This window comes from Parabacteroides sp. CAG:2, from assembly GCF_000436315.1.
GTDB lineage: Bacteria > Bacteroidota > Bacteroidia > Bacteroidales > Tannerellaceae > Parabacteroides > Parabacteroides distasonis.
Genome location: NZ_FR885265.1, coordinates 26063 through 48673, shown reverse-complemented (window position 1 = coordinate 48673; position 22611 = coordinate 26063). Strand labels below are relative to the sequence as shown.

21 protein-coding genes are annotated in these 22611 nt (G+C 43.7%); 16 read left to right on the top strand and 5 right to left on the bottom strand.

The window, feature by feature from the left end:
* Positions 1–55 precede the first annotated feature (55 nt).
* Together QVP94_RS02935 and QVP94_RS02930 are read right to left on the bottom strand one after the other, a co-directional pair.
* Positions 56–802, bottom strand: coding sequence for an MvaI/BcnI restriction endonuclease family protein (locus tag QVP94_RS02935; RefSeq protein ID WP_005860943.1), 747 nt, complete (start codon positions 800–802; stop codon positions 56–58).
* Positions 792–1085, bottom strand: a complete 294-nt coding sequence (locus QVP94_RS02930; RefSeq protein ID WP_005860945.1) for a helix-turn-helix transcriptional regulator — start codon at positions 1083–1085, stop codon at positions 792–794. The genes QVP94_RS02935 and QVP94_RS02930 overlap by 11 nt, the downstream gene beginning before the upstream one ends.
* Before the next feature lie 104 nt (positions 1086–1189).
* Here QVP94_RS02930 and QVP94_RS02925 point away from each other — a divergent pair, with 104 nt between their 5' ends.
* A complete protein-coding gene (locus QVP94_RS02925; RefSeq protein ID WP_005860946.1) occupies positions 1190–2434 on the top strand; it encodes a TRM11 family methyltransferase in 1245 nt (414 codons plus the stop codon).
* A gap of 970 nt (positions 2435–3404) precedes the next feature.
* Positions 3405–6992 (top strand): DUF6383 domain-containing protein, encoded by a 3588-nt coding sequence (locus tag QVP94_RS02920; RefSeq protein WP_022191929.1) that lies wholly within the window; start codon positions 3405–3407, stop codon positions 6990–6992.
* A 243-nt stretch (positions 6993–7235) separates the two neighbouring features.
* Here QVP94_RS02920 and QVP94_RS02915 read toward each other — a convergent pair whose 3' ends face one another.
* Positions 7236–7925, bottom strand: coding sequence for an SIR2 family NAD-dependent protein deacylase (locus QVP94_RS02915; RefSeq protein WP_005866555.1), 690 nt, complete (start codon positions 7923–7925; stop codon positions 7236–7238).
* Positions 7926–8086: 161 nt separating this feature from the next.
* Between QVP94_RS02915 and bamJ (QVP94_RS02910) the strand changes: the two genes are divergently transcribed.
* The 14 genes from bamJ (QVP94_RS02910) (at position 8087) to folE (ending at position 21327) form a co-directional block, all read left to right on the top strand.
* A complete protein-coding gene (gene bamJ, locus QVP94_RS02910; RefSeq protein WP_005866557.1) occupies positions 8087–8674 on the top strand; it encodes a BamJ family beta-barrel-assembly machinery protein in 588 nt (195 codons plus the stop codon).
* A 20-nt stretch (positions 8675–8694) separates the two neighbouring features.
* Positions 8695–9405 (top strand): BamJ family beta-barrel-assembly machinery protein, encoded by a 711-nt coding sequence (gene bamJ, locus QVP94_RS02905; RefSeq protein ID WP_005860960.1) that lies wholly within the window; start codon positions 8695–8697, stop codon positions 9403–9405.
* Between the two features lie 184 nt (positions 9406–9589).
* Positions 9590–10057 (top strand): Lrp/AsnC family transcriptional regulator, encoded by a 468-nt coding sequence (locus QVP94_RS02900; RefSeq protein WP_005860962.1) that lies wholly within the window; start codon positions 9590–9592, stop codon positions 10055–10057.
* A gap of 101 nt (positions 10058–10158) precedes the next feature.
* On the top strand, positions 10159–11541 hold the full coding sequence (locus QVP94_RS02895) for a S8 family serine peptidase (RefSeq protein ID WP_008773976.1): 1383 nt from the start codon (positions 10159–10161) through the stop codon (positions 11539–11541).
* On the top strand, positions 11522–12856 hold the full coding sequence (gene xseA, locus QVP94_RS02890) for an exodeoxyribonuclease VII large subunit (protein ID WP_005860966.1): 1335 nt from the start codon (positions 11522–11524) through the stop codon (positions 12854–12856). The genes QVP94_RS02895 and xseA overlap by 20 nt, the downstream gene beginning before the upstream one ends.
* A 39-nt stretch (positions 12857–12895) precedes the next feature.
* On the top strand, positions 12896–13093 hold the full coding sequence (xseB, locus tag QVP94_RS02885; RefSeq protein WP_005860969.1) for an exodeoxyribonuclease VII small subunit: 198 nt from the start codon (positions 12896–12898) through the stop codon (positions 13091–13093).
* Positions 13093–13791: a 2-C-methyl-D-erythritol 4-phosphate cytidylyltransferase gene (locus QVP94_RS02880; protein WP_005860971.1), complete on the top strand. Its 699-nt coding sequence runs from the start codon at positions 13093–13095 to the stop codon at positions 13789–13791. The genes xseB and QVP94_RS02880 overlap by 1 nt, the downstream gene beginning before the upstream one ends.
* 22 nt (positions 13792–13813) lie before the next feature.
* Positions 13814–15910, top strand: coding sequence for an ATP-dependent DNA helicase RecG (gene recG / locus QVP94_RS02875; RefSeq protein WP_005860973.1), 2097 nt, complete (start codon positions 13814–13816; stop codon positions 15908–15910).
* Between the two features lie 210 nt (positions 15911–16120).
* Positions 16121–17371 carry a M23 family metallopeptidase gene (locus tag QVP94_RS02870; protein WP_022191928.1) on the top strand — a complete coding sequence of 417 codons (1251 nt, stop codon included), beginning with the start codon at positions 16121–16123 and terminating at the stop codon, positions 17369–17371.
* 158 nt (positions 17372–17529) lie between these two features.
* A complete protein-coding gene (locus QVP94_RS02865; RefSeq protein WP_005860977.1) occupies positions 17530–18075 on the top strand; it encodes a DUF1599 domain-containing protein in 546 nt (181 codons plus the stop codon).
* A gap of 5 nt (positions 18076–18080) precedes the next feature.
* Positions 18081–19364 carry a BT_3928 family protein gene (locus QVP94_RS02860; RefSeq protein WP_005860979.1) on the top strand — a complete coding sequence of 428 codons (1284 nt, stop codon included), beginning with the start codon at positions 18081–18083 and terminating at the stop codon, positions 19362–19364.
* A 36-nt stretch (positions 19365–19400) separates the two neighbouring features.
* Positions 19401–20156, top strand: coding sequence for a triose-phosphate isomerase (gene tpiA, locus QVP94_RS02855; RefSeq protein WP_022191927.1), 756 nt, complete (start codon positions 19401–19403; stop codon positions 20154–20156).
* Between the two features lie 68 nt (positions 20157–20224).
* A complete protein-coding gene (locus QVP94_RS02850) occupies positions 20225–20731 on the top strand; it encodes a cell division protein (protein WP_008780624.1) in 507 nt (168 codons plus the stop codon).
* A 5-nt stretch (positions 20732–20736) separates the two neighbouring features.
* Entirely contained in the window at positions 20737–21327 is a 591-nt protein-coding gene (gene folE, locus QVP94_RS02845) for a GTP cyclohydrolase I FolE (protein WP_010185314.1), read from the top strand.
* Positions 21328–21331: 4 nt separating this feature from the next.
* Here folE and QVP94_RS02840 read toward each other — a convergent pair whose 3' ends face one another.
* A complete protein-coding gene (locus QVP94_RS02840) occupies positions 21332–21604 on the bottom strand; it encodes a type II toxin-antitoxin system RelE/ParE family toxin (RefSeq protein WP_005860988.1) in 273 nt (90 codons plus the stop codon).
* 3 nt (positions 21605–21607) lie between these two features.
* Positions 21608–21805 (bottom strand): hypothetical protein, encoded by a 198-nt coding sequence (locus QVP94_RS02835; protein ID WP_005860990.1) that lies wholly within the window; start codon positions 21803–21805, stop codon positions 21608–21610.
* Between the last annotated feature and the right edge of the window lie 806 nt (positions 21806–22611).

Below are 22611 nucleotides of genomic sequence, written 5' to 3'. Positions count from 1 at the left end.
ATGGTATTTGTCTCCGGTCTTGATACAGAAGCCAACAAATGAAGCGTAGCTTGTTTTATTCTATGGTTTCGTGATCAGAATATAATAGTCTGATATTAGCCTCTAATATTCTGAATCCACTCCCATGGTCGTGCGGCATACCATATTTGGGGCCAGATTTATAGCTCCCGATTCTTATATCATACATTATCTTCCCATCGGTTAAGAGTGATATAAAACGTTCAAATGATGGCTCTGTATATATATCGGCTTTATTGAAGTAGAAGAGTTCCTTACCTCCTTCTTTTTTCGTTTGGGCAGTTACATATAATAAGTTCTTTAGCTTCTTTGTTAGTGCTTTTTGAATGTCTTGATAGGTGTAACCTACGCTACAATCTAACAGCTCTTTTGTATTTAAGTCAAATACTCCTATTAATATTGTCTTGGCGACAGGGTTGTTTAGGAGTTTAAAAGAATATTTCTTCATATATGTGTTATAGCTATTTGCAAACATAGACGTATGCAAGCTATTTATAGATGGTGCATCTTCATAAGGTGTGCCAAATTTATCTTTTAAATAAGCATTCGCACGTTTGGGAAATGAGGGGCTTTTAGTGAATAGGGTAACGTAAGAGCATGAAGCGCCGCGATGAGATTTTATTTCGAATCCAGCTAAATCGGGCTCGTCTAAATTGTTCTCGACAACTCCGATGTAATCTTCAAATGTTTTTCCAATCCCAGTATTGTTGGCTCTATTGCTTGGAACATATTCCAAGGATTTAACCTCTTTGAACTTTGAAATAATAAAATCCTTATTCTCCATAACGTATTATATTAAATATGAGTAAGTCAATAATATCTCTATCTTTGGAAAAATCTTCCTCTGATATGAATAGCTGTTCTATGGTAATGTTGAAATAGTGGCATATTTTATAGATCTGACTAAGGGTGTACTTATGTGGAAATTTAGGGCTTTCTATACTCCCTATTAAGCCCGGAGCCACTTCGAGGAGATTCGACAACTCTTTTTGGCTAACATTGTTGGCCTCTCTTAGCTCCTTTATCTTAAGGATGATTTCAAGTTGATACTCGGTCTTTCTAATCATTATTGTTATTTTTGCCCAAAAATATAGTTTTATATATGCTTGTGTACTCACAATATGTGAGCAATTGAGTATATTTGCACTCACATAATATAAGTAAGGAAGGTATGTACAAAAGAACGATTGATAATAGGTGGAGCTTTAAGGATGCCGATACCAAAGAATTTACTCATTGCTATCATGCGTATCCTGCGATGATGATTCCCCAAGTAGCAAGAGCTCTAATAGAGGAATATAAGCCAGAGGATGGAGTTGAGCTACTTTTTGATCCATATATGGGAAGCGGTACATCGTTAGTTGAGGCTTCTATAAAAGGTATAAACGCGATAGGAACAGACCTTAATCCATTGGCTAGATTGATGAGCCATGTAAAAACAACCCATTATGATTTATCTTGTATCAGAGATACTTTTTCAATGATGCAAGCCTTGTTCTTTGAGTATTCTGAAGATAAGGTCAAGAATAAGAATTTCGATAATATTTCTAATTATACTTATTGGTATTCCAGAGATAGCCTTTTGCGCCTTTCTTATATTTATCAAGTAATTAATGAATGTGTGGCTTTAGATTTCGCTGATTTCTTTAAAGTCCCTCTTTCCGAGACTGTTAGAGAGGTATCGTTTACGAGGAATGGAGAATTTAAGCGGTTTAGGATGAAGGAAGAGAAAATTAAAGACTTCAAACCGGATGTCTTTCGATTGTTTGAAGAAAAGGTTATAAGAAATATAAATGGACTTGAGGAGTTTAATAGTATAAAATATCCATGTAATATAGATATCTATGACTTTAATAGTACTATAGAAATCCCTTCCGATATAATACAGCCGAATAGTGTTGATATGGTTGTAACCTCTCCGCCTTATGGCGATAGTAGAACAACCGTTGCTTATGGACAATTTTCAAGGTGGGCAAATGAATGGTTCAATTTTGAAAATGCTAAAACACTAGATAATCTCCTAATGGGGGGACGAGTTCAGAAAGAGGAACTTTTTGAGACTAAAAGCATTAAATCTGAACTGGACGAAATAAAGAGCATTGACCCAAAGAGAAATTTGGAAGTGGTCTCGTTTCTTAATGATTATAGCTGTTCTATAAAGAATGTCGCATCTGTAATAAAGAGTGGTGGAGTCGTTTGTTATGTCGTAGGGAACAGAACGGTTAAGGGGGTTCAAATTCCATTAGATTACTTTACTGCTGAAATGTTTGAGAAGAATGGTTTTACACATATCGATACTATTGTTAGAGAAATACCTAACAAAAGGATGCCTTCCAAAACAAGTCCTACTAATGTGGCAGGGAAGAAGGTTAGCACGATGTGCAATGAATATATAGTCATATTGGAGAAGAAATAAGGAAAGAGGCTGTTTTATTTGACTGAATTGATAGCCAATGGCTCCTAGTGTCGAGTTCTTTCTTTTTGACAGTTTGTAATCTTAACGCCCGTAGAATCGATTATTGCGGGGGAATGTACAGTCTACTCTTAAATTTGAGTTAAAATATATTTAATCGCTTGTTGGATAGTTGGATATCAAAAGATGCTCTTTTGTTCTAGCGAAACTAGCTCATCCTAATTCCTATTTTATGGGATGAAAAACCTATCTCAATGGGTTACGATAGGGAAGTGACAGGGTTATGATGGCTATTCTTGATAGTTCACGACCCTATTCTTGACTATTCACGATGCCCAACGGCACTATTGGCGTTGCCAAACACGACCGATAGCGTAGGCTTTTGTCGATACTCGTGTGTAAAAAGTAGTACTTTGCCGCATAAAACGCCGCTTACAACCTCCTTTTTCCCATTATCTTGCCTCTTTTACGAATAGGCTATGTCACGATATGCGCTTTATTTCGGTCAAAAGGATTGTATGAATGCTGTTTTACTGACAGGGAGATTCGCGGGAAATAGTCTGTATTGGAAGTAAAATATAAATAGATAATTGAAAGTAGAAATGAATTGTTCTTTTAATGTACGCTCGTACATTAATGTATAGTTAAATACGTTGATATTTGAGAATTTTTTATGGGATAGAAACGACTAGTTTAAACGATCGATTCTTTTAGTCATTTGCAAAGGTACGCGTTTCTTCGATACTTGCAACCCTTCCAGACGATTTTTTTATCGCTTATTCTCTTTCTTATCAATAGGATAGGTTATCCTCTACGAAACAACCGATTCTTTCAACAAACCTCCCGTTTCGACACTAAAAAAACGCAAGATTTAGACGATCGTTTAGACTAGTCGTTTTCGAGTAGTGGTCGATGATTTAAAGTGTTGAACGGTATTTAATTAACACTATTATTAATATTAAATTTTCGATTTATGAACAAAAAGTTTACAACGTTTCTGGCTAGTGCCATGCTTGCGACTGCATTTTCCGCAGGTGCGCAGGTTGATGCGAAGAAAGGCGACGTAATCTTGTTGGGAACAGAAAGTAGTAAATATTTGACTGTTGAGACAGGAGAACAATTCGGCAAATTGAACAATTCGGCGAATGTTTCAACGAATCTTTCTTCCTTGAACAAGGCTACTTGGACTGTTTCTGCTAAGAAAACCTCTTTAGGCAAAGACCTTTATTCATTCGTGAATAAGGCTACAAGCTTGACTTTGGCTGTCGATCCTGCTACGGCTTACAACTTGGAGGATACGAAGAATTCAAAGAAGATCGCTCTTACGTTAGGTGGTGGCTCCGCTACAGAATGGGTGAGTGAAACGGTAAATAATGTAAATACTATCGTTTCTTACAACGGAGATTATATCTTGGCTATTGCTGATGATCCTGCGATTGGTTATTATCTGGTCAAGGCTAAGACTTTGAATAAATTGGGTACGGTAGTTGCGTTAAAGAGCGAGAAACCTAGTGAGACTCCAATGCCTTTAGGTGCTGATGACTTGAATACATTATTGCAATCAGTAGAGACGGACAAACCTGCTGAGTTGTTCTTTGGATTGAACATGGATCCGGAAGTTACGAAAGGGCAGAGCAATTTGATGACAGCTACGGCTTTGAACGCTCAGAATGCTGGTGGTGGTTATGTTTATTTACAGGCTAAAGATCAAAAATTTGATGGGAAAGATGCTTATGTAGTTGTTGATACGGCTTACTATGGCGGTACGGAATCCGACAAGCTTTTGAAATATACTTATGACCATATGGAGTATGCAGATAAGGCTAAACGTCTGGACGGCTCATACAAGTTTAAGTTTTCTTACAATGCCGCGAAGGAAGAATTGTATGTTCAAGTAGCGGAGGTAGCTCATGAATATAAGAAAGGTGATAAGAATGACGATCAATGGAAAGCATTCTTGAAAGAGAACAACAACTCTACGTGGACTCAGAGTGGTACGTCAGAGCCACTGGAAACAGTTAAAGACGAGTACATCTACATGTCTCAATTGAACGGTATGAATGTATTGACTGTCAATGTTAAGAAAAACAAAGACGGTGTTGGTACTCGTGTGGCTGAAAAAGATGGAACAGAGTTAAATCCAGCTCCTGAAAATCAGAACGTAAAGGTTACGATCGGAACGAAGTTCACAGGCTTGACATTGACAACCATTCCTAATGGTGTCTATACGATCCAGTATAAATCTACAGGTGGAAACCAACCGGAGAAAAATGGCACTTACGCTTTGGCGAACTTGGCCGGAAGTTTCGGTTGGACATATCAAGCTAAGAGACAAGACTTCAATCATATACCTGCCGCTCAATGGGTAGTTGAGAAGAACGGTACTTCCAATACGGCTACAGTAAATATCACGAACCGTGAGTTCAATGATAGATTAAAGACTACTTCTCCTCTTCAATTCTTTAAGGTGGAAGGTAGTGATGATGTATTCTGTTTCTACGGAGATGGAACTGATACCTTGTCTTTCAAGAAAGTTGCGGATGAATTGGTTGCCGACAAGAAGTTAGGTTACAAATATGTATCCGCTGATGAGGCTAAAGTTCAGACTTATACTTTCAATTACTTGCATGGTTTGGCATTGGATAAATATCTGTACACTCCGGCAGGTAAGGATTCTATCGTACGTGTAGACGAGAACGACGGTAAGTCAAACTTCCGTTTGGAATTGGTTGTAGAGAATGATACGTACGGTGTTGGCGATACATTAGTGAGAAACGTTTATTATGTATATAATGCTGTTAATGGCGAGAAGCGTTATTTGTCTTACGATGATGTCGCTAAGAAATACATGATGAAGAAAAAAGCGACCCCATTCTTCTTGAAAGAGAATAACTGCATCGATGGTAAGCATTACTATGCGTTGGTAAAGGCAAATGTTTATAAGTACTACATAAATGAAGAAGAGCTAGAGGGTGGTGATAATATTGTGGGACGATTTTCTGAATCTTATGATGTTATGGAAAATGGAGAGATGGTAAAGAAAACTTACTATTATTACCCTATGTATGATAAGGATGGTAACGGATATGTTAACGATAATAGTAAGAATGCTGCTTATTTCTTCAGAAAAATAGATGGCAAGACTGTCTTAGATAAGGAGCCTACCATTAAAGAGGTTAGTGGTTCTTCAACTAACTATGCTAGTCTTAAAGTCTCTGTTGATGATAACACCTTGGATTTGACAGAAGGTGACTTGAATGACAAGCTTAATGGCCAGAATGAAATCCGTACTTCTGCATTCGCTGTAGAGATCGATGACTCTCCATTATACCGCCGTTTTAACAACACTGTGTTAGGTGAGAACGAAACCGCTGATAGCTTGTACTTTGTAGAGAAGACTCGTGGTGAGTACTTGATGGATGAATGGAACAAGAACTTACTGGATAAGGATGTTGATTACGCCGGTATCTGGAACAAGGAAAAGGCTAATGGCAAATTGGCATTCATCATCGACTCTGTTTGGGTAAATCGTGGCTTGGGTAACATCAAACCTCAATATTTGGTTTCTGTGGCTCGTAACGACCAAGCCGGTACTCCGGGTGTTCCTTGTACATACGAACACAATCACTTTGATAATGCGGGTCATCAAGTTAGTGCCGCTGAGTGTTCTCACGCTACTAAGGCCCATGCTGGTTTCCATTATGGTAAGTATTTGGTAAGCTTTGGCGATTCCGCTATGATCAAGGATCACGAATTGGAGACTCCGTATATGGATATTGATGGCGGTTACACTCGCGTAGGTTTCGTGAAGGCTATTCACGCAGGCGACAGCTTGTTTATCTTGGTAAATGAGTTCAAGGATATGGATCCGGCTAAGTTGGACGTAGCTGATATCATCGATGCATACACGAAAGCTAAGATCAACACGAAGTATATCGTGAACTTGCAAGGTGACAACCATAAGAACGTAACATGGTCATTCCGTTATGTAACTCCGTCTAATGTGGCTGGCGTAACGGCTGAGGAAGGTGAGGCTAATGAGTTCTTGTTCGAATCTAACATCTACAATGAGGGTGCTACTTCAACTCTTGATGATGTGTTGGTAGACAGCAAGGATAAGAACAAGGGTTATATCTCTTTGGGTGGTAAAGCTACTAAGGGTTACAATGAGGCTGTAGCCGGCTCCATCGCTCCTTCTTACGCCGCATGGTTGAAGATGCAGAATGGTTGCTTGGTATTGACTCGTGGTGATTCTAAGTTTGATGCAGCTAAGACTGGTTCTGACGGTGCCTTGATCTTCAACGCATATCAGAAGACTGATGCTGAGGATATGGTAACATCTATCGAAGGCGCTAACGCTGAAGGCGTATCTATCGTAGCCGGCAACGGTACTGTAACCGTTCAAGGCGCAGCCGGTAAGTCTATCGTTATCACGAATATCTTAGGTAAGGTTGTCGCTGAGACTGTTCTTACCTCCGATAACGCTACAATCGCTGTACCTGCCGGTATCGTAGCCGTAGCTGTTGATGGTGAGGAGGCTGTAAAGGCAATCGTGAAATAAGAAATAAACGAAATAAGATAATCATACGATTCCCGTGCGGGTATCGATCCAAGTAATCCGTGACGGATGAACAGGCGGGAATTGGATTAATATTAATACTAAAGTAATAAATTAAAGTTCATCCGTAAGTACTTCCGTGAGGATGGAAGCGGATAAAAAGACAAGTCCTTGGCAATGTGTTCGCATGCCAAGGACTTCGTGTTTATACTTGCCTTCGTCAGACCTAATGAGTGTATGAATTGTTTAATTCTGCGTAAGCAACTCCGTCAGCCTCTTGACCCCTTCCGAGGCCCCGGCCTGTATATGCTCGATATCGTTGCGATAAGTACGTACATCTTTCGGGTCGATCAAGTAGATCGGTTGGCCCCGGCGCACGTAGTTTAGTAATCCGGCAGCAGGGTAGACGTTTAAGGAGGTACCGATAATCACGAAAATATCACAATCTTCCACCAGCTTGATGGAAGGCTCTATCATGGGTACCGCCTCTCCAAACCATACAACGAAAGGACGTAGCTGATTTCCGTGAGGGTCCTTGTCGCCCAGATGAATATCCGGGTTCTCCGGCGATAGATTGTAGGTCGTGTCCAGATCCCTTACGGAGCATGCCTTCATCAACTCTCCATGCAGATGGATCACGTGGCTGCTACCCGCGCGTTCATGTAAGTTGTCGATATTCTGGGTAATGATCCGTACGTCGAAATCTTTCTCCAAGGCGGCAAGGCCGAGGTGACCGGCGTTAGGTTTCGTATTCAATAGCTCTCTTCTGCGCTGGTTGTAGAAGTCGAGAACCAATTTAGGGTTGGCGGCGAAGCCTTCCGGCGTGGCGACATCTTCCACCCGGTATTTCTCCCATAACCCGTCCGAGTCACGGAAAGTGGAGATACCGCTCTCTGCGCTCATTCCCGCTCCGGTAAGTATGACTAACTTTTTCATCTGTTACTTGTTTAATGTATAGATGTATATATTAATAGTTACGAAGTTACGACTTTATTTCGTAAAAAGCTTTGAATGAAATAAAAAGTTCTTACAAAATGCTGTTATACGATTAAAAGCATTACTTTTGTGGCTTATAATTAGTTGAACAAGAAAAAAGAATGGATAAAGTAAGTTATGCGCTTGGCTTAAGTATCGGAAATAATTTCCAGAACTCAGGCATCAAGGATCTTCAAGTGGAAGATTTTGTACAGGGATTGAATGACGTCTTAACAGAGGCAAAACCTGCTCTTAGTTATGATGAGGCAAAACAAGTGATCAATGATTACTTCATGAAGCTTCAACAAGAGAAACTGGAGATCAATAAGAAAGCCGGTGAGGAGTTCCTTTCTATCAATAAGCATAAGGCTGGTGTGGTAGAGTTGCCTAGCGGTTTGCAATACGAGGTGCTGAAGAATGGTACAGGCGCTAAACCTACGGCGAACGATAAGGTAAAATGCCACTATCACGGTACGTTAATCAACGGTCAGGTGTTTGATAGCTCCGTACAGAGAGGCGAGCCCGCCGTATTCGGTGTTTCACAGGTAATCCCGGGATGGGTAGAGGCTTTGCAGTTGATGCCGGTCGGTTCTAAATGGAGATTGTTTATCCCGTCTAACCTTGCTTATGGCGAGCGTGGGGCAGGTGAGGCTATCGAGCCGAATAGTACGTTGATCTTCGACGTTGAGTTATTAGATATCGAAAAATAATATATAAGAGTTAAAGAAAAATGAAAAAGTTAAGTGTATTAGTCGCTACAGTGATTGTAGCAATGGGCGCATCTTTCACCTCTTGCGGTGATTCTCACAAAAGCGCGAGCTTGAAGACTTCTATCGATAGCGCAAGCTACGCTATTGGTATCAGCACAGGTGCCGGTTATAAGGAAAACTTAAAGACTTTGCCGGGTGGTGAGGCTAACGTAGATGATTTGATCGCTGGTTTTATCCAAGCTATCAAAGGGGATTCTTCTGCGATGAAGATGAATCCGCAACAGGCTCAACAATATTTGCAGACTTACTTCGTAGAGGCTCAGGCTCGCGAGGCTAAGAAGACAAAAGAAGAGGGCGATAAGTTCTTGGCGGAGAATAAGACAAAAGAAGGCGTTATCACGACTGAGAGCGGCTTGCAATATAAGGTAGAGAAAGAAGGTACAGGCGCGAAGCCGACCGCTACCGATAAGGTAAAAGTTCATTATACCGGAACTCTATTGGACGGTACTAAGTTTGATAGCTCCGTGGATCGTGGCGAGCCGGCTGAGTTCGGTGTTGGCCAAGTAATCAAGGGCTGGACTGAGGGCTTGCAGATCATGCCGGTCGGTTCTAAATATATCTTCTGGATCCCGGCTGAGTTGGCTTATGGCGAACGTGGCGCAGGACAAGATATCAAACCGAACAGCGTATTGAAGTTCGAGGTTGAGTTGCTTGACATCGTAAAAGAATAAGTAGCGAAGAAATAGAAACGGAACGTTTGTAAGATAATAGGCGGGCAAATTATGCTAAAAAGCATTTTTTGCCCGCTTTTATTATTTATTGATTACTTTTTTCTTTCAGAATGATATATGATTCAAATTTATTATATACTTTTGATACATTAAATCTGAATGCATATAATAAAGCGAATTTAAAATGGAGAAGATAGACAAACTGGACCGGCAGATATTGAACATTATTTCAAAGAATGCTAGGATTCCTTTTAAAGATGTTGCCGAGGAGTGCGGTGTATCTCGTGCAGCTATTCATCAACGGGTTCAACGCATGATTGATATGAATGTGATCGTTGGCTCAGGGTATCACATCAATCCTAAAATATTGGGGTATAATACATGTACCTATATCGGCGTGAAATTGGAGCGTGGATCTATGTACAAGGATGTTGTCCCGGAATTCGAGAAAATACCCGAAGTGGTAGAATGCCATTTCACTACGGGTCCGTATACGATGCTGATCAAGCTGTATGCCCGTGATAACGAGCACTTGATGGAGCTTTTGAACTCCAAGATTCAAGAGATACCGGGTGTTACGGCTACAGAGACCTTGATTTCTTTACGCCAAAGTGTTAAACGTGAGATCCCTATCTGTAATATCAATGAATAAGACGAAGAATTATACATGAGCCCGGCCTATTCCAGTGCCGGGCTTTTTTGTTTATTCGGCGGTATCATCTATCTTTGTAATTCGTAATTGTGTGAGGTTCTATGAGTAAATATATAGGAATATTCGTTTTCGTATTCAGTTTGTTTTCTTTGGGAGTACATGCGGGGGAAAGTTTTCGTTTTCGGGTGTATTTGAAAGATAAAGGGGATTCCGGTTATACGCTGGATAACCCGGAGGAATATCTTTCCAAGGAGTCTGTTGAGCGACGGAACCGGCAAGGTATATCGGTGTCGGAATCGGATTTGCCGATCGCTCAAGCTTATCTGGATACCTTGTCCGCCAATGGAGGAAAACCGGTGCTGGAGAGCAAATGGTTCTCTACGGTCGTGGTGTCCAGTCCGGATAGCTTGGTCGCTGAGCGTCTCTTGCGCCTCCCGATCGTGGATTCCGTGAAATGGGTCTGGAAAGGTGACGAGGAAATCGATATTCCTAGGGAGGAGAATGATACGACACGGTTTATGCCAATAGATAAACCGGAGAAATCGCCTTACGGTTATGCCGAGGAGCAGATCAAGATGCTGAACGGTATCAAATTGCATGAGGCGGGCTTTAAGGGTAAGGGTATGCGTGTGGCCGTGGTCGATGCCGGTTTCATGAACGTGGATCGGATCAGCGTATTTGATTCCTTGCGGTTATTAGGAACGCATAACGTGGTTTTCCCCGGCCGAAGCGTTTTCATCGGGGATGATCATGGGACGAAGGTCTTATCTTGCTTGGCCGCTGATGCGCCGGGCTTGATGGTCGGTACGGCTCCCCAAGCCGAATATTGGCTGATAAAGAGCGAGGATAGCCGTTCGGAGTTTCCCATCGAGGAGGATTATTGGACGGCAGCTATGGAATTTGCCGATAGCGTGGGAGTGGATGTGGTCTCTTCTTCGTTGGGGTATTTCTCTTTTGATGTAGAGGCCCTGAACTATCATCAAGATCAATTGGACGGGAGGACTTCCTTGATCAGTCGTGCCGCTAAGATGGCTTCATCAAAAGGGATCTTGTTGTTTAGTAGCGCCGGCAACGAGGGGGGCGGTAGCTGGGGAAAGATAACCTTTCCAGCGGATGCCCCGGATATATTGACAGTGGGCGCTATCACGGATCGTAAGAAGAAAAGTAATTTCAGTTCTGTTGGCTTTACGGCGGATTACCGGGTGAAGCCGGATGTGGTTGCCTTGGGTACGGGCTGTTGCGTGATAGATCCTACGGGGAATATCCGTTACGCGAACGGTACCTCTTTCGCTACGCCGATCTTAGCGGGGTTGGGTGTTTGTCTATGGCAAGCGTTTCCCAGTCTGACGAATAAGGATATAATCTCTCTTTTGCAGCGTTTCGGCAGTAAGTTTGAGCAACCGGACGCTGAGTTGGGATATGGCATCCCGGATGTGTACAAAGCTTATAAACAAGAGCGTAAATATGCGGCCGAATCTAAATAACTTATCGGGTGAGAAAGAGGCTCTATCTTTGTTAGAGCTGAATACTCGTATACGGGGTGCGTTGTCGAGGGCTTTCCCGGAGACTTGCTGGGTGCGTGCGGAGATGAGCGATGTGCGGGTGAATACTTCTTCCGGACATTGTTATCTGGAGTTTGTGGAGAAGAATGCGCAGACCGGGCAATTGGTGGCCAAGGTACGAGGGTCTATCTGGGCGAAGACATTTCGTATGTTGAAACCTTATTTCGAGATGGAGACCGGTCAGATGTTCGCTTCCGGCTTGAAAGTGTTGGTGAAGGTGTCTGTTGAGTTCCATGAGTTATATGGATTGAGCCTTACGGTGCTTGATATCGATCCGGCTTATACGTTGGGGGATATGGTGCGTAAGCGTATGGAGATTATCCGCCAATTGCAGGAGGAAGGGGTCTTTACGCTGAATAAGGAATTGCCTTTTCCGCTACTTCCTAGGAGAATCGCTATCATTACTTCTCCGACGGCTGCCGGCTACGAGGATTTTATGAATCAGTTGACACGGAATAAAGGAGGTTATCCGTTCTATACCAAATTATTCCCCGCCTTGATGCAGGGAGAACGGACGGAGGCTTCTGTAATAGCGGCTTTAGACCGGATTTATCAACATCAAGATCTTTTTGATGTGGTCGTGATTATCCGTGGGGGTGGGGCTACCTCGGACTTGAATAGCTTCGATTCTTATCTGTTGGCGGCGAATTGCGCTCAATTCCCTTTACCGATTATCACGGGTATCGGGCACGAACGGGATGATACGGTTGTAGATTTGGTAGCGCATACCCGGATGAAGACACCGACCGCTGTCGCCGAGTTCCTTATTTCCCGAATGGATAGCGTTGGTGAGGAGTTGGAGAGTTTGCGTCAAGACGTGAGTTTATTGGCTATGGATATTCTATCCCGACAGAAAAACTATTTACAATTGGTAACGACCCGTTTCCCTTCTATCGTGACAAGCCGGATCGAGCGGAATCGTTCGGGACTGCAAACGATAGCGAGTCGTTTACCTGCGATGGCATCGGGCTTGTTATCACGCCGCCAGTCGGTGCTTGAGAATACGGAACTTCGCTTGCGGAACGGTATTACCTCTAAACTTTCCGAGAGTGGGCGTTTTATCCAGCTTACGGGGCAGTTTATCAAGATGGCTTCTCCTGATTATATATTGAAGAGGGGATATAGCTTAGCCTTGAAAGATGGCAAGATTATCAAACATGCCTCTGATTTGCGAGCCGGCGAAGAACTGACGACTCGCTTCATCGATGGTGAAATAAAAAGTATTATCAAACCATAGAGGGTGGTTTTATAACCGTCCGATAAATACATAATTAATATGGCGAAAAAAGAAGAAACATATAACGAGGCGATCGAGAAACTTCGTAAGATCGTGGCTGAGATCGAGAATGGAGACTTAGATGTCGATATCCTGTCCGAGAAGGTAAAAGAAGCTACCCGTCTGATCAAGCTCTGCAAGGAGAAGCTGTATAAAGTGGATGAGGAAGTTAAAAAAGTTTTGGAGGAATTGGATTGATGGATAAGTACGTCTTGATCGTTGCCGGGGGTAAAGGGCTTCGTATGGGTGGAGATCTGCCGAAGCAGTTTATTCCTATGCGGGGGAAACCTCTTTTGATGCATACCTTAGAGGCTTTTCATCGTTGGGATGCTTCCGCACGTATAATCCTTGTGCTTCCGGAGGATCATCAGCCGTATTGGAATATGCTTTGCAAGGAAATCGGCTGCAAGGTCCCGCATGCGATCGTGAAAGGGGGAGATACTCGCTTCTTCTCGGTTAAGAATGGGTTGGATTGGCTTTTGGCGGAGAGGCGTCGGAAGGGGGAGGAGGATAGCGGTCTGAGTTTGGTCGCTGTGCACGATGGCGTTCGTCCTTTCGTCTCTCCGGAGGTTGTTGAGGCCTGCTTTGATAAAGCGGCTGTCACGGGAGCCGTTATCCCGGTTGTTCCGATGATTGATTCCCTGCGTGAGACAGATGAAAAAGGGAGCCATCCGGTGGACCGTTCCCGCTATATGGCTGTACAAACCCCGCAAGTCTTCCTTCTGGAATTATTGACAAAAGCCTATGAGCAACCTTATTCGTCTTTATTTACGGACGACGCTTCCGTGGTGGAGGCGATGGGGCATGCGATTGATACGGTTCCCGGTGATCGTGAGAATATCAAGATTACCACGCCCTTTGATTTGTTAATAGCGGAAGCGATGTTTGCCCGGTAAACCCTAAAAACTCATAGACGTTATGCTGGACCTTGATAAGCGATCGATTACGTACTTGCCGGGAGTAGGACCCAAGAAGGCGGATATCCTGCAAAAGGAAGCGGGGATATCGTCGTATGAGGACTTGCTCTTTTATTTTCCTTATAAATATATAGATCGCAGCCGGTTTTATAAAGTAGCTGAGATCAGCGGGAATATGCCTTATATCCAGTTGAAAGGCCAGATTCTCTATTTCGATACGCTAGGCGAGGGGCGGAGTAAACGGCTGGTTGGTAAGTTCTCGGATGGTACGGGCACGATCGATTTGGTTTGGTTCAAGGGCTTGAATTATGTGACGGATAAGTATCGTCCCAATACTGAGTATATAGTTTTCGGAAAGCCTACGGAGTTCGGGCATACCTATAACATACCGCATCCGGATATCGACTCAATGGAGCAAGCTGATCAAGTGGCGAATGGCTTGACTCCTTTCTATAATACCTCGGAGAAAATGAAGAAATCTTTCTTGAATTCCCGGGCGATCCAGAACCTGCAATATACGTTGTTAAGCTGGCTGAACTGGGAACTTCCGGAGACGCTTTCCCCCGACGTATTGAAACGGATCCATATGATGTCTATGACAGAGGCGATGCGGAATATCCATTTCCCGGAATCTGCCGCTAAGTTGCGTGATGCCCAGTTACGTTTGAAGTTTGACGAGCTTTTCTTCATACAATTAAATATATTACGTACTGCTAGTGTTCGGAAACTGAAGCTAAAAGGGATCATATTCCCGACGGTCGGCCATTATTTCAATACGTTCTATAAAGAGTATCTTCCTTTTGAGTTGACGAACGCCCAGAAGCGGGTAGTCCGTGAGATCCGGATCGATATGGGTAGCGGGCGGCAAATGAATCGCCTGCTGCAAGGTGATGTGGGGAGTGGCAAGACTTTGGTAGGCTTATTGTCTATGCTATTGGCGATAGATAATCATTGCCAAGCTTGTATGATGGCTCCTACCGAGATCTTGGCGACCCAGCATTATGCGACGATCATGGGATTCCTGAAAGATATGGACGTGAAGGTCGCTCTTTTGACTGGATCTACCAAGAAGAAGGAGCGGGATAAGATATTACCGGCTATTGCCAGCGGTGAGATCCAGATCGTGATCGGGACGCATGCGTTGATTGAGGAGACGGTGGTTTTCTCTTCGTTGGGATTAGCGATTATCGATGAGCAGCACCGTTTTGGTGTGGAGCAACGCTCACGCCTTTGGATGAAGAACGCTATCGTGCCGCATGTGCTGGTGATGACGGCTACCCCGATTCCCCGTACTTTGGCGATGACTTTGTATGGGGATCTGGATGTATCGGTGATCGATGAGTTACCTCCGGGACGTAAACCGATACAAACGCTTCATCGCTATGATAATAAAAAGGCGCAATTGTATGAGTTCCTTCGGAAAGAGATACAAAAGGGGCGTCAGGTTTATGTGGTATATCCGTTGATTGAAGGAAATGAGAAACTGGATTATAAAGACTTGGAGGCCGGTTTTGAGACGTTCAAGGAGGTTTTCCCTGAATATAAGGTATGTATGGTACATGGCCGTATGAAAGCGGCGGATAAGGATACCGAGATGCAGAAGTTTATCTCCGGCGAGGCGCAAATCTTGATGGCTACTACGGTTATAGAGGTTGGCGTGAACGTGCCGAACGCATCCGTCATGGTGATCGAGAGTGCTGAACGTTTCGGCCTCTCTCAACTTCATCAGCTTCGTGGCCGGGTAGGACGTGGTGCTGAACAATCTTATTGTATCTTGGTCTCATCCTATAAACTAAGTAATGATACTCGTAAGCGATTGGAGATTATGGTGAACAGTACGAATGGCTTTGAGATCGCTGAGGCGGATCTCCGTCTCCGGGGACATGGAGATTTGGAAGGTACCCGACAAAGTGGCGAGGGGATAGACCTTAAAATAGCGGACTTGGCGGCCGATGGACAAATACTTCAGTATGCGCGGGATATCGCTCAAGGAGTTCTTGACGAAGACCCCGAATTATTGTCCGAACAGCACCGGATATTGAGCGAAAGGCTCAAAACTCTGTTCACAAGGAAGATAAATTGGGGAATGATTAGCTAATATGTTGTGAAACATATTGTTCTGTAAGCCTTTGATATTTAACTTGTTTGTTCGCTTGTTTTGCTTTTATTCAAAGTCATTGCAGAAATTTTTCGTTAATCAATTTTGTCGGCTTATTCAAATTTCCGAACTTTGACAAGTTGACAATCAGGCAGAGATGCCGGGTATTGCCGTTTTATCCTGAATTATAAGAATGAAAGTTATCAAAAAATGAGTATAAAGACATTTCTATTCATTTGTTGTGCCGCTGTGATGGTATCGACTGCAAATGCGGAGAATCCGGTGAAACCGGAAACTCCGGAGACTCCCAATCATCCAACCCACAAACTTATGGACAAGCGTGTATCTGAGTTAATGGCCGACCGTGTTGGCTTTAAGAAAGATATGGCTTTGAAGGAGCTTGCGGAGATTAATGAGAAAGCGGAGTTGGAGGCGAGAGAGAACTTGATGTTCCCTGCCGATGAATTATATGGCGAATGGACAAATGAATGGGTGAATCCTTTCCGGGGTAAAAAGGTAGATATGCCGGATTCTTGCGTGATTGATTGTTCTACTTTTGTCTTGCCTATGGACTCTATGACAAGGGTCACTTCAAAGTATGGTCCTCGCCGTAGACGGATGCATAAGGGGATAGACTTGAAAGTGCAAATTGGAGATACGATCCGTGCGGCGTTTGACGGCAAGGTGCGTATCAAGAATTTCGAGCGTAGGGGATATGGCTATTATCTTGTGATTCGCCATCCGAATGGTTTAGAGACTGTATATGGTCATTTATCTAAATTCTTAGTAGGTGTGAACGATATCGTACGGGCTGGAGATCCGATCGCTTTAGGGGGAAATACAGGACGCTCTACGGGATCTCATTTGCATTTTGAGACTCGTTTTCTTGGACAGGCTATTAACCCGGCTGATATTATTGACTTCGAGAACTCAATACCTCATCAGGATCAATATGTGTTTCGTAACGTCAAGATTAACGGACGTAAGAGCAATATCTATACATCTTCCAATAGTCAGATGGTGTACCATCGTGTAAAATCCGGTGATACCTTAGGTAAAATCGCACGTATATATGGTACGACAGTGAATGAGCTTTGTCGTTTAAATGGATTGAAATCTACTTCTATGTTACGTATCGGCCAGTCCATTCGTTGTAGTGCCGGTGTGGAAACCGTGGCTAAAGCGACTCCAAAAGCTCAAACTCAAAAGAAATCGACTGCTTCCGTATCTTCTAAGAAAATCACGGTACAGGCAAGTTCTTCCGCTACCGCTTCTTTAGGAGAAGACACGAATACAATGAATGATGTGGAGGCTACTTCGGTTTATCATCGTATTAAATCCGGTGATACGCTTGGCGCTATCGCTAAAAGATACGGTACTTCTGTTAGTAAACTCTGCGAATTGAACGGTATCACAAAGACTACCGTGTTGCGTTTAGGACGCTCATTACGCTGTTCATAGCGATATATAAGATGTAAGGAAACGAAAAGGAGCCGCTTATAAAGTGGCTCCTTTTTGTTGTAACCTCTTTTCATTTATCTTATTAGCTTTTGTTGTCTTGAATTTTCGAGAACATCTACGTCTTTTTTCCTATATTCGCGGGTATAATCTAGGATAGTATGCCAAATACAAAGGAACAATTCGAGCAAGTGATCTCCCTGTGCCGGGAGTTGTTCGAGAAGAAGTTGAAAGATTACGGGCCGTCGTGGAGGATCATGCGCCCCCAGTCGGTTACCGATCAGATATTTATCAAGGCGAACCGTATCCGTAGCTTGGAGATCAAGGGGACGAGCATGGTGGACGAGGGAATCCGTCCGGAGTTTATCGCTATCGTTAATTATGGTGTGATCGGCTTGGTCCAATTGGCGTTGGGATTTGCGGATACGACCGATATCACGATAGAGAAAGCCTTGGAATTATACGATAAATACATTGCGGAGACGAAGGAACTGATGTACGCCAAGAATCATGATTATGATGAGGCGTGGCGCAGCATGCGTATCAGCTCGTATACGGATCTTATTTTGATGAAGATTTATCGGACTAAGCAAATCGAGAGTCATGGAGGCAAGACGCTCGTTTCTGAGGGAGTGGACGCCAACTACATGGATATGATTAATTATGCCCTCTTCGGTTTGATCAAGCTGGAGTTTGGTGAGGAGTGAGCTACATGGAATATAAGGAAACCGTAAAGAAAGTGATCGCAGAGGTCTGCCGCCTGTTACTGGGAGTAGTCTTTATCTTCTCCGGGACGGTGAAGGCTGTCGATCCCATGGGAGGAGCCATTAAGATTGGCGACTATCTGACTTCCTTTGGGCTGGATAAGCTGCAACCTTTTACGGTATTGATCTCCTTCAACTTGTCCGCTCTGGAATTCATGCTGGGTGTCTGTATGCTATTAGGGGTGTACCGGCGGTATACGACCTTCTTGACCTTGCTGATGATGTCTTTCATGACGCCGCTGACGCTGTATCTGGCGATCTTCAATCCCGTATCGGATTGCGGTTGCTTCGGGGATGCCTTGGTGATCAGTAATTGGCAGACCTTCTATAAGAATGTCGTACTTTTGGCCGCCGCTATTTACGTGTTCATCCATAATCAGCGGCTTTTACAAGGCTATACCTACCATGTCTACTGGTTCGTGGCTTTGTGGTCATATGTCTTCGCTATCGGTTTCGCTTACCGGAATTATAATCATTTGCCGATCTTGGATTTCCGTCCCTATAAGTTGGGTGCGAATATCCCTGCCTTGATGTCGATACCGGAAGGTGCGCCCGAGGATGAATATGCGTATTCTTTTATTTACGAGAGGGATGGCGTACAGAAAGAATTTTCTTTGGAGAACGCCCCGGCCGATGATAGCACGTGGACTTTCGTGGATTCAAAGACCAAGCTGATCAAACAAGGATACGTTCCCCCCGTTACCACATTTCATATTTATAATGAGAATGACGCAGACGTGACTGATGAGTTGCTGAACGACCCGAAAGGTCTCTTTCTTTTGATCGCCCCCCGTCTGGAGAATGCGGATGATGAGCGTATTGACGAGATCAACAATGTATACGATTACGCCTTGGAGAACGGTTTGGGCTTTTATTGCGTGACGGGTTCTTCCGCCGAGGCTATCGCTACATGGAGTGATAATACCGGTGCCGAGTATCCGTTTCTTATGGCCGATGATGTCCTTTTGAAAACGATCATCCGCTCCAACCCGGGATTGGTCTTGCTGAAGAAAGGTACGATCTTGATGAAGTGGCATTACAACGATATTCCACAGGAAGAAGACCTGAAAACGATCGTAAACGGCTATCTGGAAGGAAATACCGACTGGAAAGCGAAAGAAGATGCCCGGCTAATAACCAACCTATTAAGTTTTACCGTACCTTTGTTGCTGGTTTGGGGATACGATGCCTTGCGCAATCGCCGTCGCCGGAAAGGAAAAGAATCTGAATAGAGATTTATTTGTATTACATATTTAAATTATTAAGTTATGAGAAAGAATATTGTTGCAGGAAACTGGAAAATGAACACTACTCTTACTGAAGGTCTTGCTTTGGCTAAAGGTTTGGACGAGGCTTTGAAGGGTAAGACTCCGAATTGCGATGTGATCATCGGTACTCCGTTCACTCACTTGGCAAGCGTTGCTGCCGCTATCGATACAAACAAGATCGGTGTTGCCGCTGAGAACTGCGCTGACAAGGAAAAAGGTGCTTATACAGGTGAGGTTTCTGCCGCTATGGTAGCTTCTACTGGTGCGAAATATGTGATCTTAGGCCACTCTGAGAGACGTGCTTATTATCATGAGACTCCGGAAATCTTGAAGACGAAGGTTGAGTTGGCTTTGGCTAACGGTTTGACTCCGATCTTCTGCATCGGTGAGGTTTTGGAAGAGAGAGAAGCCGGTAAGCACTTCGAGGTAGTAGACGCTCAGATCGCTGGTTCTTTGTTCGACCTTTCCGCTGAGGATTTCGGTAAGATCATCTTGGCTTACGAGCCGGTATGGGCTATCGGCACGGGTAAGACTGCTTCCGCTGAGCAAGCTGAGGAGATCCACGCTCACATCCGCGCTACTTTGGCCGCTAAATATGGCAATGAGGTAGCTGATAACTGCACGATCCTTTACGGTGGTAGCTGCAACGCCGGTAACGCGAAGGAATTGTTCGCTAAACCGAACGTAGACGGTGGTTTGATCGGTGGCGCTTCTTTGTCCGTTGACAAATTCATGCCGATTATCGAGGCTTTTTAATTAATTCATAATAAGAAGGCATCTTTTCCCTCTTCAGAGGGGAAAGATACCCTTTTAATAGTATATCGATGAAAAGAATTCCTTGTATCTTATTGCTATTTGCCTTTTTGATGGCCGGTACTTCATCTTTATTCGCTCAGACGGCGTTGGAAGGTGAGCGTTCGACCATATTCGACGCATTGCGGAGATCCGGTTTGGGAAAAGGCGAGGTCGTTATCAATCAATCCGCCGCTATTGGCGAGATGGTGGGCGAGCGTATGCGTGGAGCGAACGTGGAGACGACCGATAGCCTTACCTTCTTGAAGGTACAAGGGTATCGTACGCAGGTATTTTCCGGTAACAACCAACGGGTCTCGAAAGACGAGGCTTTTCGTAAGGAGAAGGAGATCAAGGAGCTTTTTCCCGAGGTCCCGACCTATGTCACTTACAACGCCCCGTTCTGGAAATTGCGTGTAGGGGATTTCCGCTCACATGAGGAGGCTTATCATATGATGCGCCTGTTGATGGGCGCTTTCCCGAAATACGGAAAGGAAATGTATATCGTACGAGAAGAGATAAAAATTCCCCTAAATTAAAGATGATGTCAGAAGTAAACGAAGAGACGCTATGTGCCCGGGAAGCTTTGGCCGGCCATTATAAGGAAGTATTGGGTTTGCTGGGTGAGGACGTGGAGCGTGAGGGTCTGCTTAAAACGCCGGAACGTGTAGCGAAAGCGATGCAGTTTTTAACCAAGGGATACCATGAGGATCCGGAGGCGGTACTCCGTTCCGCCATGTTTCAGGAAGAGGATTACAAACAGATGGTTATCGTGAAAGATATCGATTTCTTCTCCCTTTGTGAGCATCATATGTTGCCTTTCTTTGGCAAGGCCCACGTGGCTTATATCCCCAAGAAATATATTACGGGCTTAAGCAAGATCCCTAGGGTAGTGGATATCTTCGCCCGCCGCCTTCAGATACAGGAGCGTATGACGATGCAGATCAAGGATTGCATCCAGAGGACCTTGGACCCGTTGGGCGTGATGGTCGTGATCGAGGCGCAGCATATGTGTATGCAGATGCGTGGCGTGGAGAAACAAAATTCCTTGACGACTACCTCTGATTTCACAGGCTTTTTCCAACAAGCTAAGACGCGCGAGGAGTTTATGAATCTGATCAAGCATAACCGCTGATGACTTAATACAAGTCGGCATGCGTACCAGTATCGGTCATGATCAAGACCAGTTCGGTATCGTTTTGTTGCCATATTAAGAGCCAGTCGCTTTTAATATGGCATTCCCATAGGCCCTCAAATTTACCGCTTAGTTTATGGGGGCGATATTGGTTGGGGAGCGTACCGGTTTCTTGAAGAATATCGATAACCCTTTGAAGTAGATGAAGTTCTAATCCCCTTTTCTTACACGTTTTAAGATCTTTCTTAAAATTCGTGGTGTATTCCAATCGGTACATGGGTCAACCAAGGATTTGTTGAAACATATCTTCTGCGTTTTTCGCTTTGTGTGTTCTTCCGGCCTTGATATCCTCCAGTCCCTTCTCTATACCGGACTTCTTCCTGCCGATATTCCAACCGAATTTCTTGGCCAGTTCTTTGAGCAAGGCCATGTCTACCTCCGGTAAGGTAATTTCTACTTTCTTGACTGTCACTTCCATATCTTGGGTTGTTTATAGATTGTATGTGACAAAAATACGTTTTTTTATTGAATTGATAATCATCTTTGAGAGATTTCGAGAAAGACGATCGAAGGATATGACAATCTGTTAGGATTGACAATTTGTAATCGGAAGTCTCGGAGAATCGGTTTTTCCGGGCTAAGGTACGTCTTGTGCTTGAATTTGAAAAAATAAATCAGCAATCGGTTCATTGATAGAGCAATGCCGAAAAATAGCCTTTTGTTCTAGCGAAAATAATTCATCGTAATTCATATCCGATGGAGCAAAAGGAGGGAAAAACGGTGTTACGATAGGGCTATAAGGAGGTAAGAATGCCCATTCACGACTACTTACAACCCTATTTGCGACTGCTTATAATGCCCAATGGCACTACTGGCGTTGCTTAACGCGACCGTATGTGTAGGCTTTTGTCGCCTAATGTGTATCGAAAACGGTCTTTTTCATTGGAAAAGCACTGTTTATTGTTATCTCCCCTCCTCTATCTTGTGATTCCTGTGGAAATGAGAGGTCATGGAAAAGCTCTAATACTACTCAAAAAGACAGAAAAGCCTCTTCGTGGATGACTTTATGGAAATGAGAATTTTGCTTGATCAACAACTAGAAAAAGCGTTTAGAAGTGAATAACTAATCACTTCTAAAGCCGTTAGTTATTCACTGGGTATACTCGTTAGTTATTCACTCGACAAGCCGCAAGTTATTCACTTCAGAAGGCAAAAGTAGGAGATTTTACCTTTCATCCCCCGGATACTTCCGTTGGTCACAATAATTTGATTGGATATTCCTGC

Bases quoted from the DNA above. Each gene is read 5' to 3' on its own strand.
- bamJ (WP_005860960.1), top strand. From the start codon at position 8,695: ATGAAAAAGTTAAGTGTATTAGTCGCTACAGTGATTGTAGCAATGGGC.
- xseA (WP_005860966.1), top strand. From the start codon at position 11,522: ATGCGGCCGAATCTAAATAACTTATCGGGTGAGAAAGAGGCTCTATCT.
- QVP94_RS02880 (WP_005860971.1), top strand. From the start codon at position 13,093: ATGGATAAGTACGTCTTGATCGTTGCCGGGGGTAAAGGGCTTCGTATG.
- QVP94_RS02915 (WP_005866555.1), bottom strand. From the start codon at position 7,925: ATGAAAAAGTTAGTCATACTTACCGGAGCGGGAATGAGCGCAGAGAGC.
- QVP94_RS02850 (WP_008780624.1), top strand. From the start codon at position 20,225: ATGAAAAGAATTCCTTGTATCTTATTGCTATTTGCCTTTTTGATGGCC.
- QVP94_RS02900 (WP_005860962.1), top strand. From the start codon at position 9,590: ATGGAGAAGATAGACAAACTGGACCGGCAGATATTGAACATTATTTCA.
- QVP94_RS02925 (WP_005860946.1), top strand. From the start codon at position 1,190: ATGTACAAAAGAACGATTGATAATAGGTGGAGCTTTAAGGATGCCGAT.
- QVP94_RS02840 (WP_005860988.1), bottom strand. From the start codon at position 21,604: ATGTACCGATTGGAATACACCACGAATTTTAAGAAAGATCTTAAAACG.
- xseB (WP_005860969.1), top strand. From the start codon at position 12,896: ATGGCGAAAAAAGAAGAAACATATAACGAGGCGATCGAGAAACTTCGT.
- QVP94_RS02930 (WP_005860945.1), bottom strand. From the start codon at position 1,085: ATGATTAGAAAGACCGAGTATCAACTTGAAATCATCCTTAAGATAAAG.
- QVP94_RS02895 (WP_008773976.1), top strand. From the start codon at position 10,159: ATGAGTAAATATATAGGAATATTCGTTTTCGTATTCAGTTTGTTTTCT.
- QVP94_RS02935 (WP_005860943.1), bottom strand. From the start codon at position 802: ATGGAGAATAAGGATTTTATTATTTCAAAGTTCAAAGAGGTTAAATCC.
- QVP94_RS02835 (WP_005860990.1), bottom strand. From the start codon at position 21,805: ATGGAAGTGACAGTCAAGAAAGTAGAAATTACCTTACCGGAGGTAGAC.
- recG (WP_005860973.1), top strand. From the start codon at position 13,814: ATGCTGGACCTTGATAAGCGATCGATTACGTACTTGCCGGGAGTAGGA.
- QVP94_RS02870 (WP_022191928.1), top strand. From the start codon at position 16,121: ATGAGTATAAAGACATTTCTATTCATTTGTTGTGCCGCTGTGATGGTA.
- tpiA (WP_022191927.1), top strand. From the start codon at position 19,401: ATGAGAAAGAATATTGTTGCAGGAAACTGGAAAATGAACACTACTCTT.
- bamJ (WP_005866557.1), top strand. From the start codon at position 8,087: ATGGATAAAGTAAGTTATGCGCTTGGCTTAAGTATCGGAAATAATTTC.
- folE (WP_010185314.1), top strand. From the start codon at position 20,737: ATGTCAGAAGTAAACGAAGAGACGCTATGTGCCCGGGAAGCTTTGGCC.
- QVP94_RS02865 (WP_005860977.1), top strand. From the start codon at position 17,530: ATGCCAAATACAAAGGAACAATTCGAGCAAGTGATCTCCCTGTGCCGG.
- QVP94_RS02860 (WP_005860979.1), top strand. From the start codon at position 18,081: ATGGAATATAAGGAAACCGTAAAGAAAGTGATCGCAGAGGTCTGCCGC.
- QVP94_RS02920 (WP_022191929.1), top strand. From the start codon at position 3,405: ATGAACAAAAAGTTTACAACGTTTCTGGCTAGTGCCATGCTTGCGACT.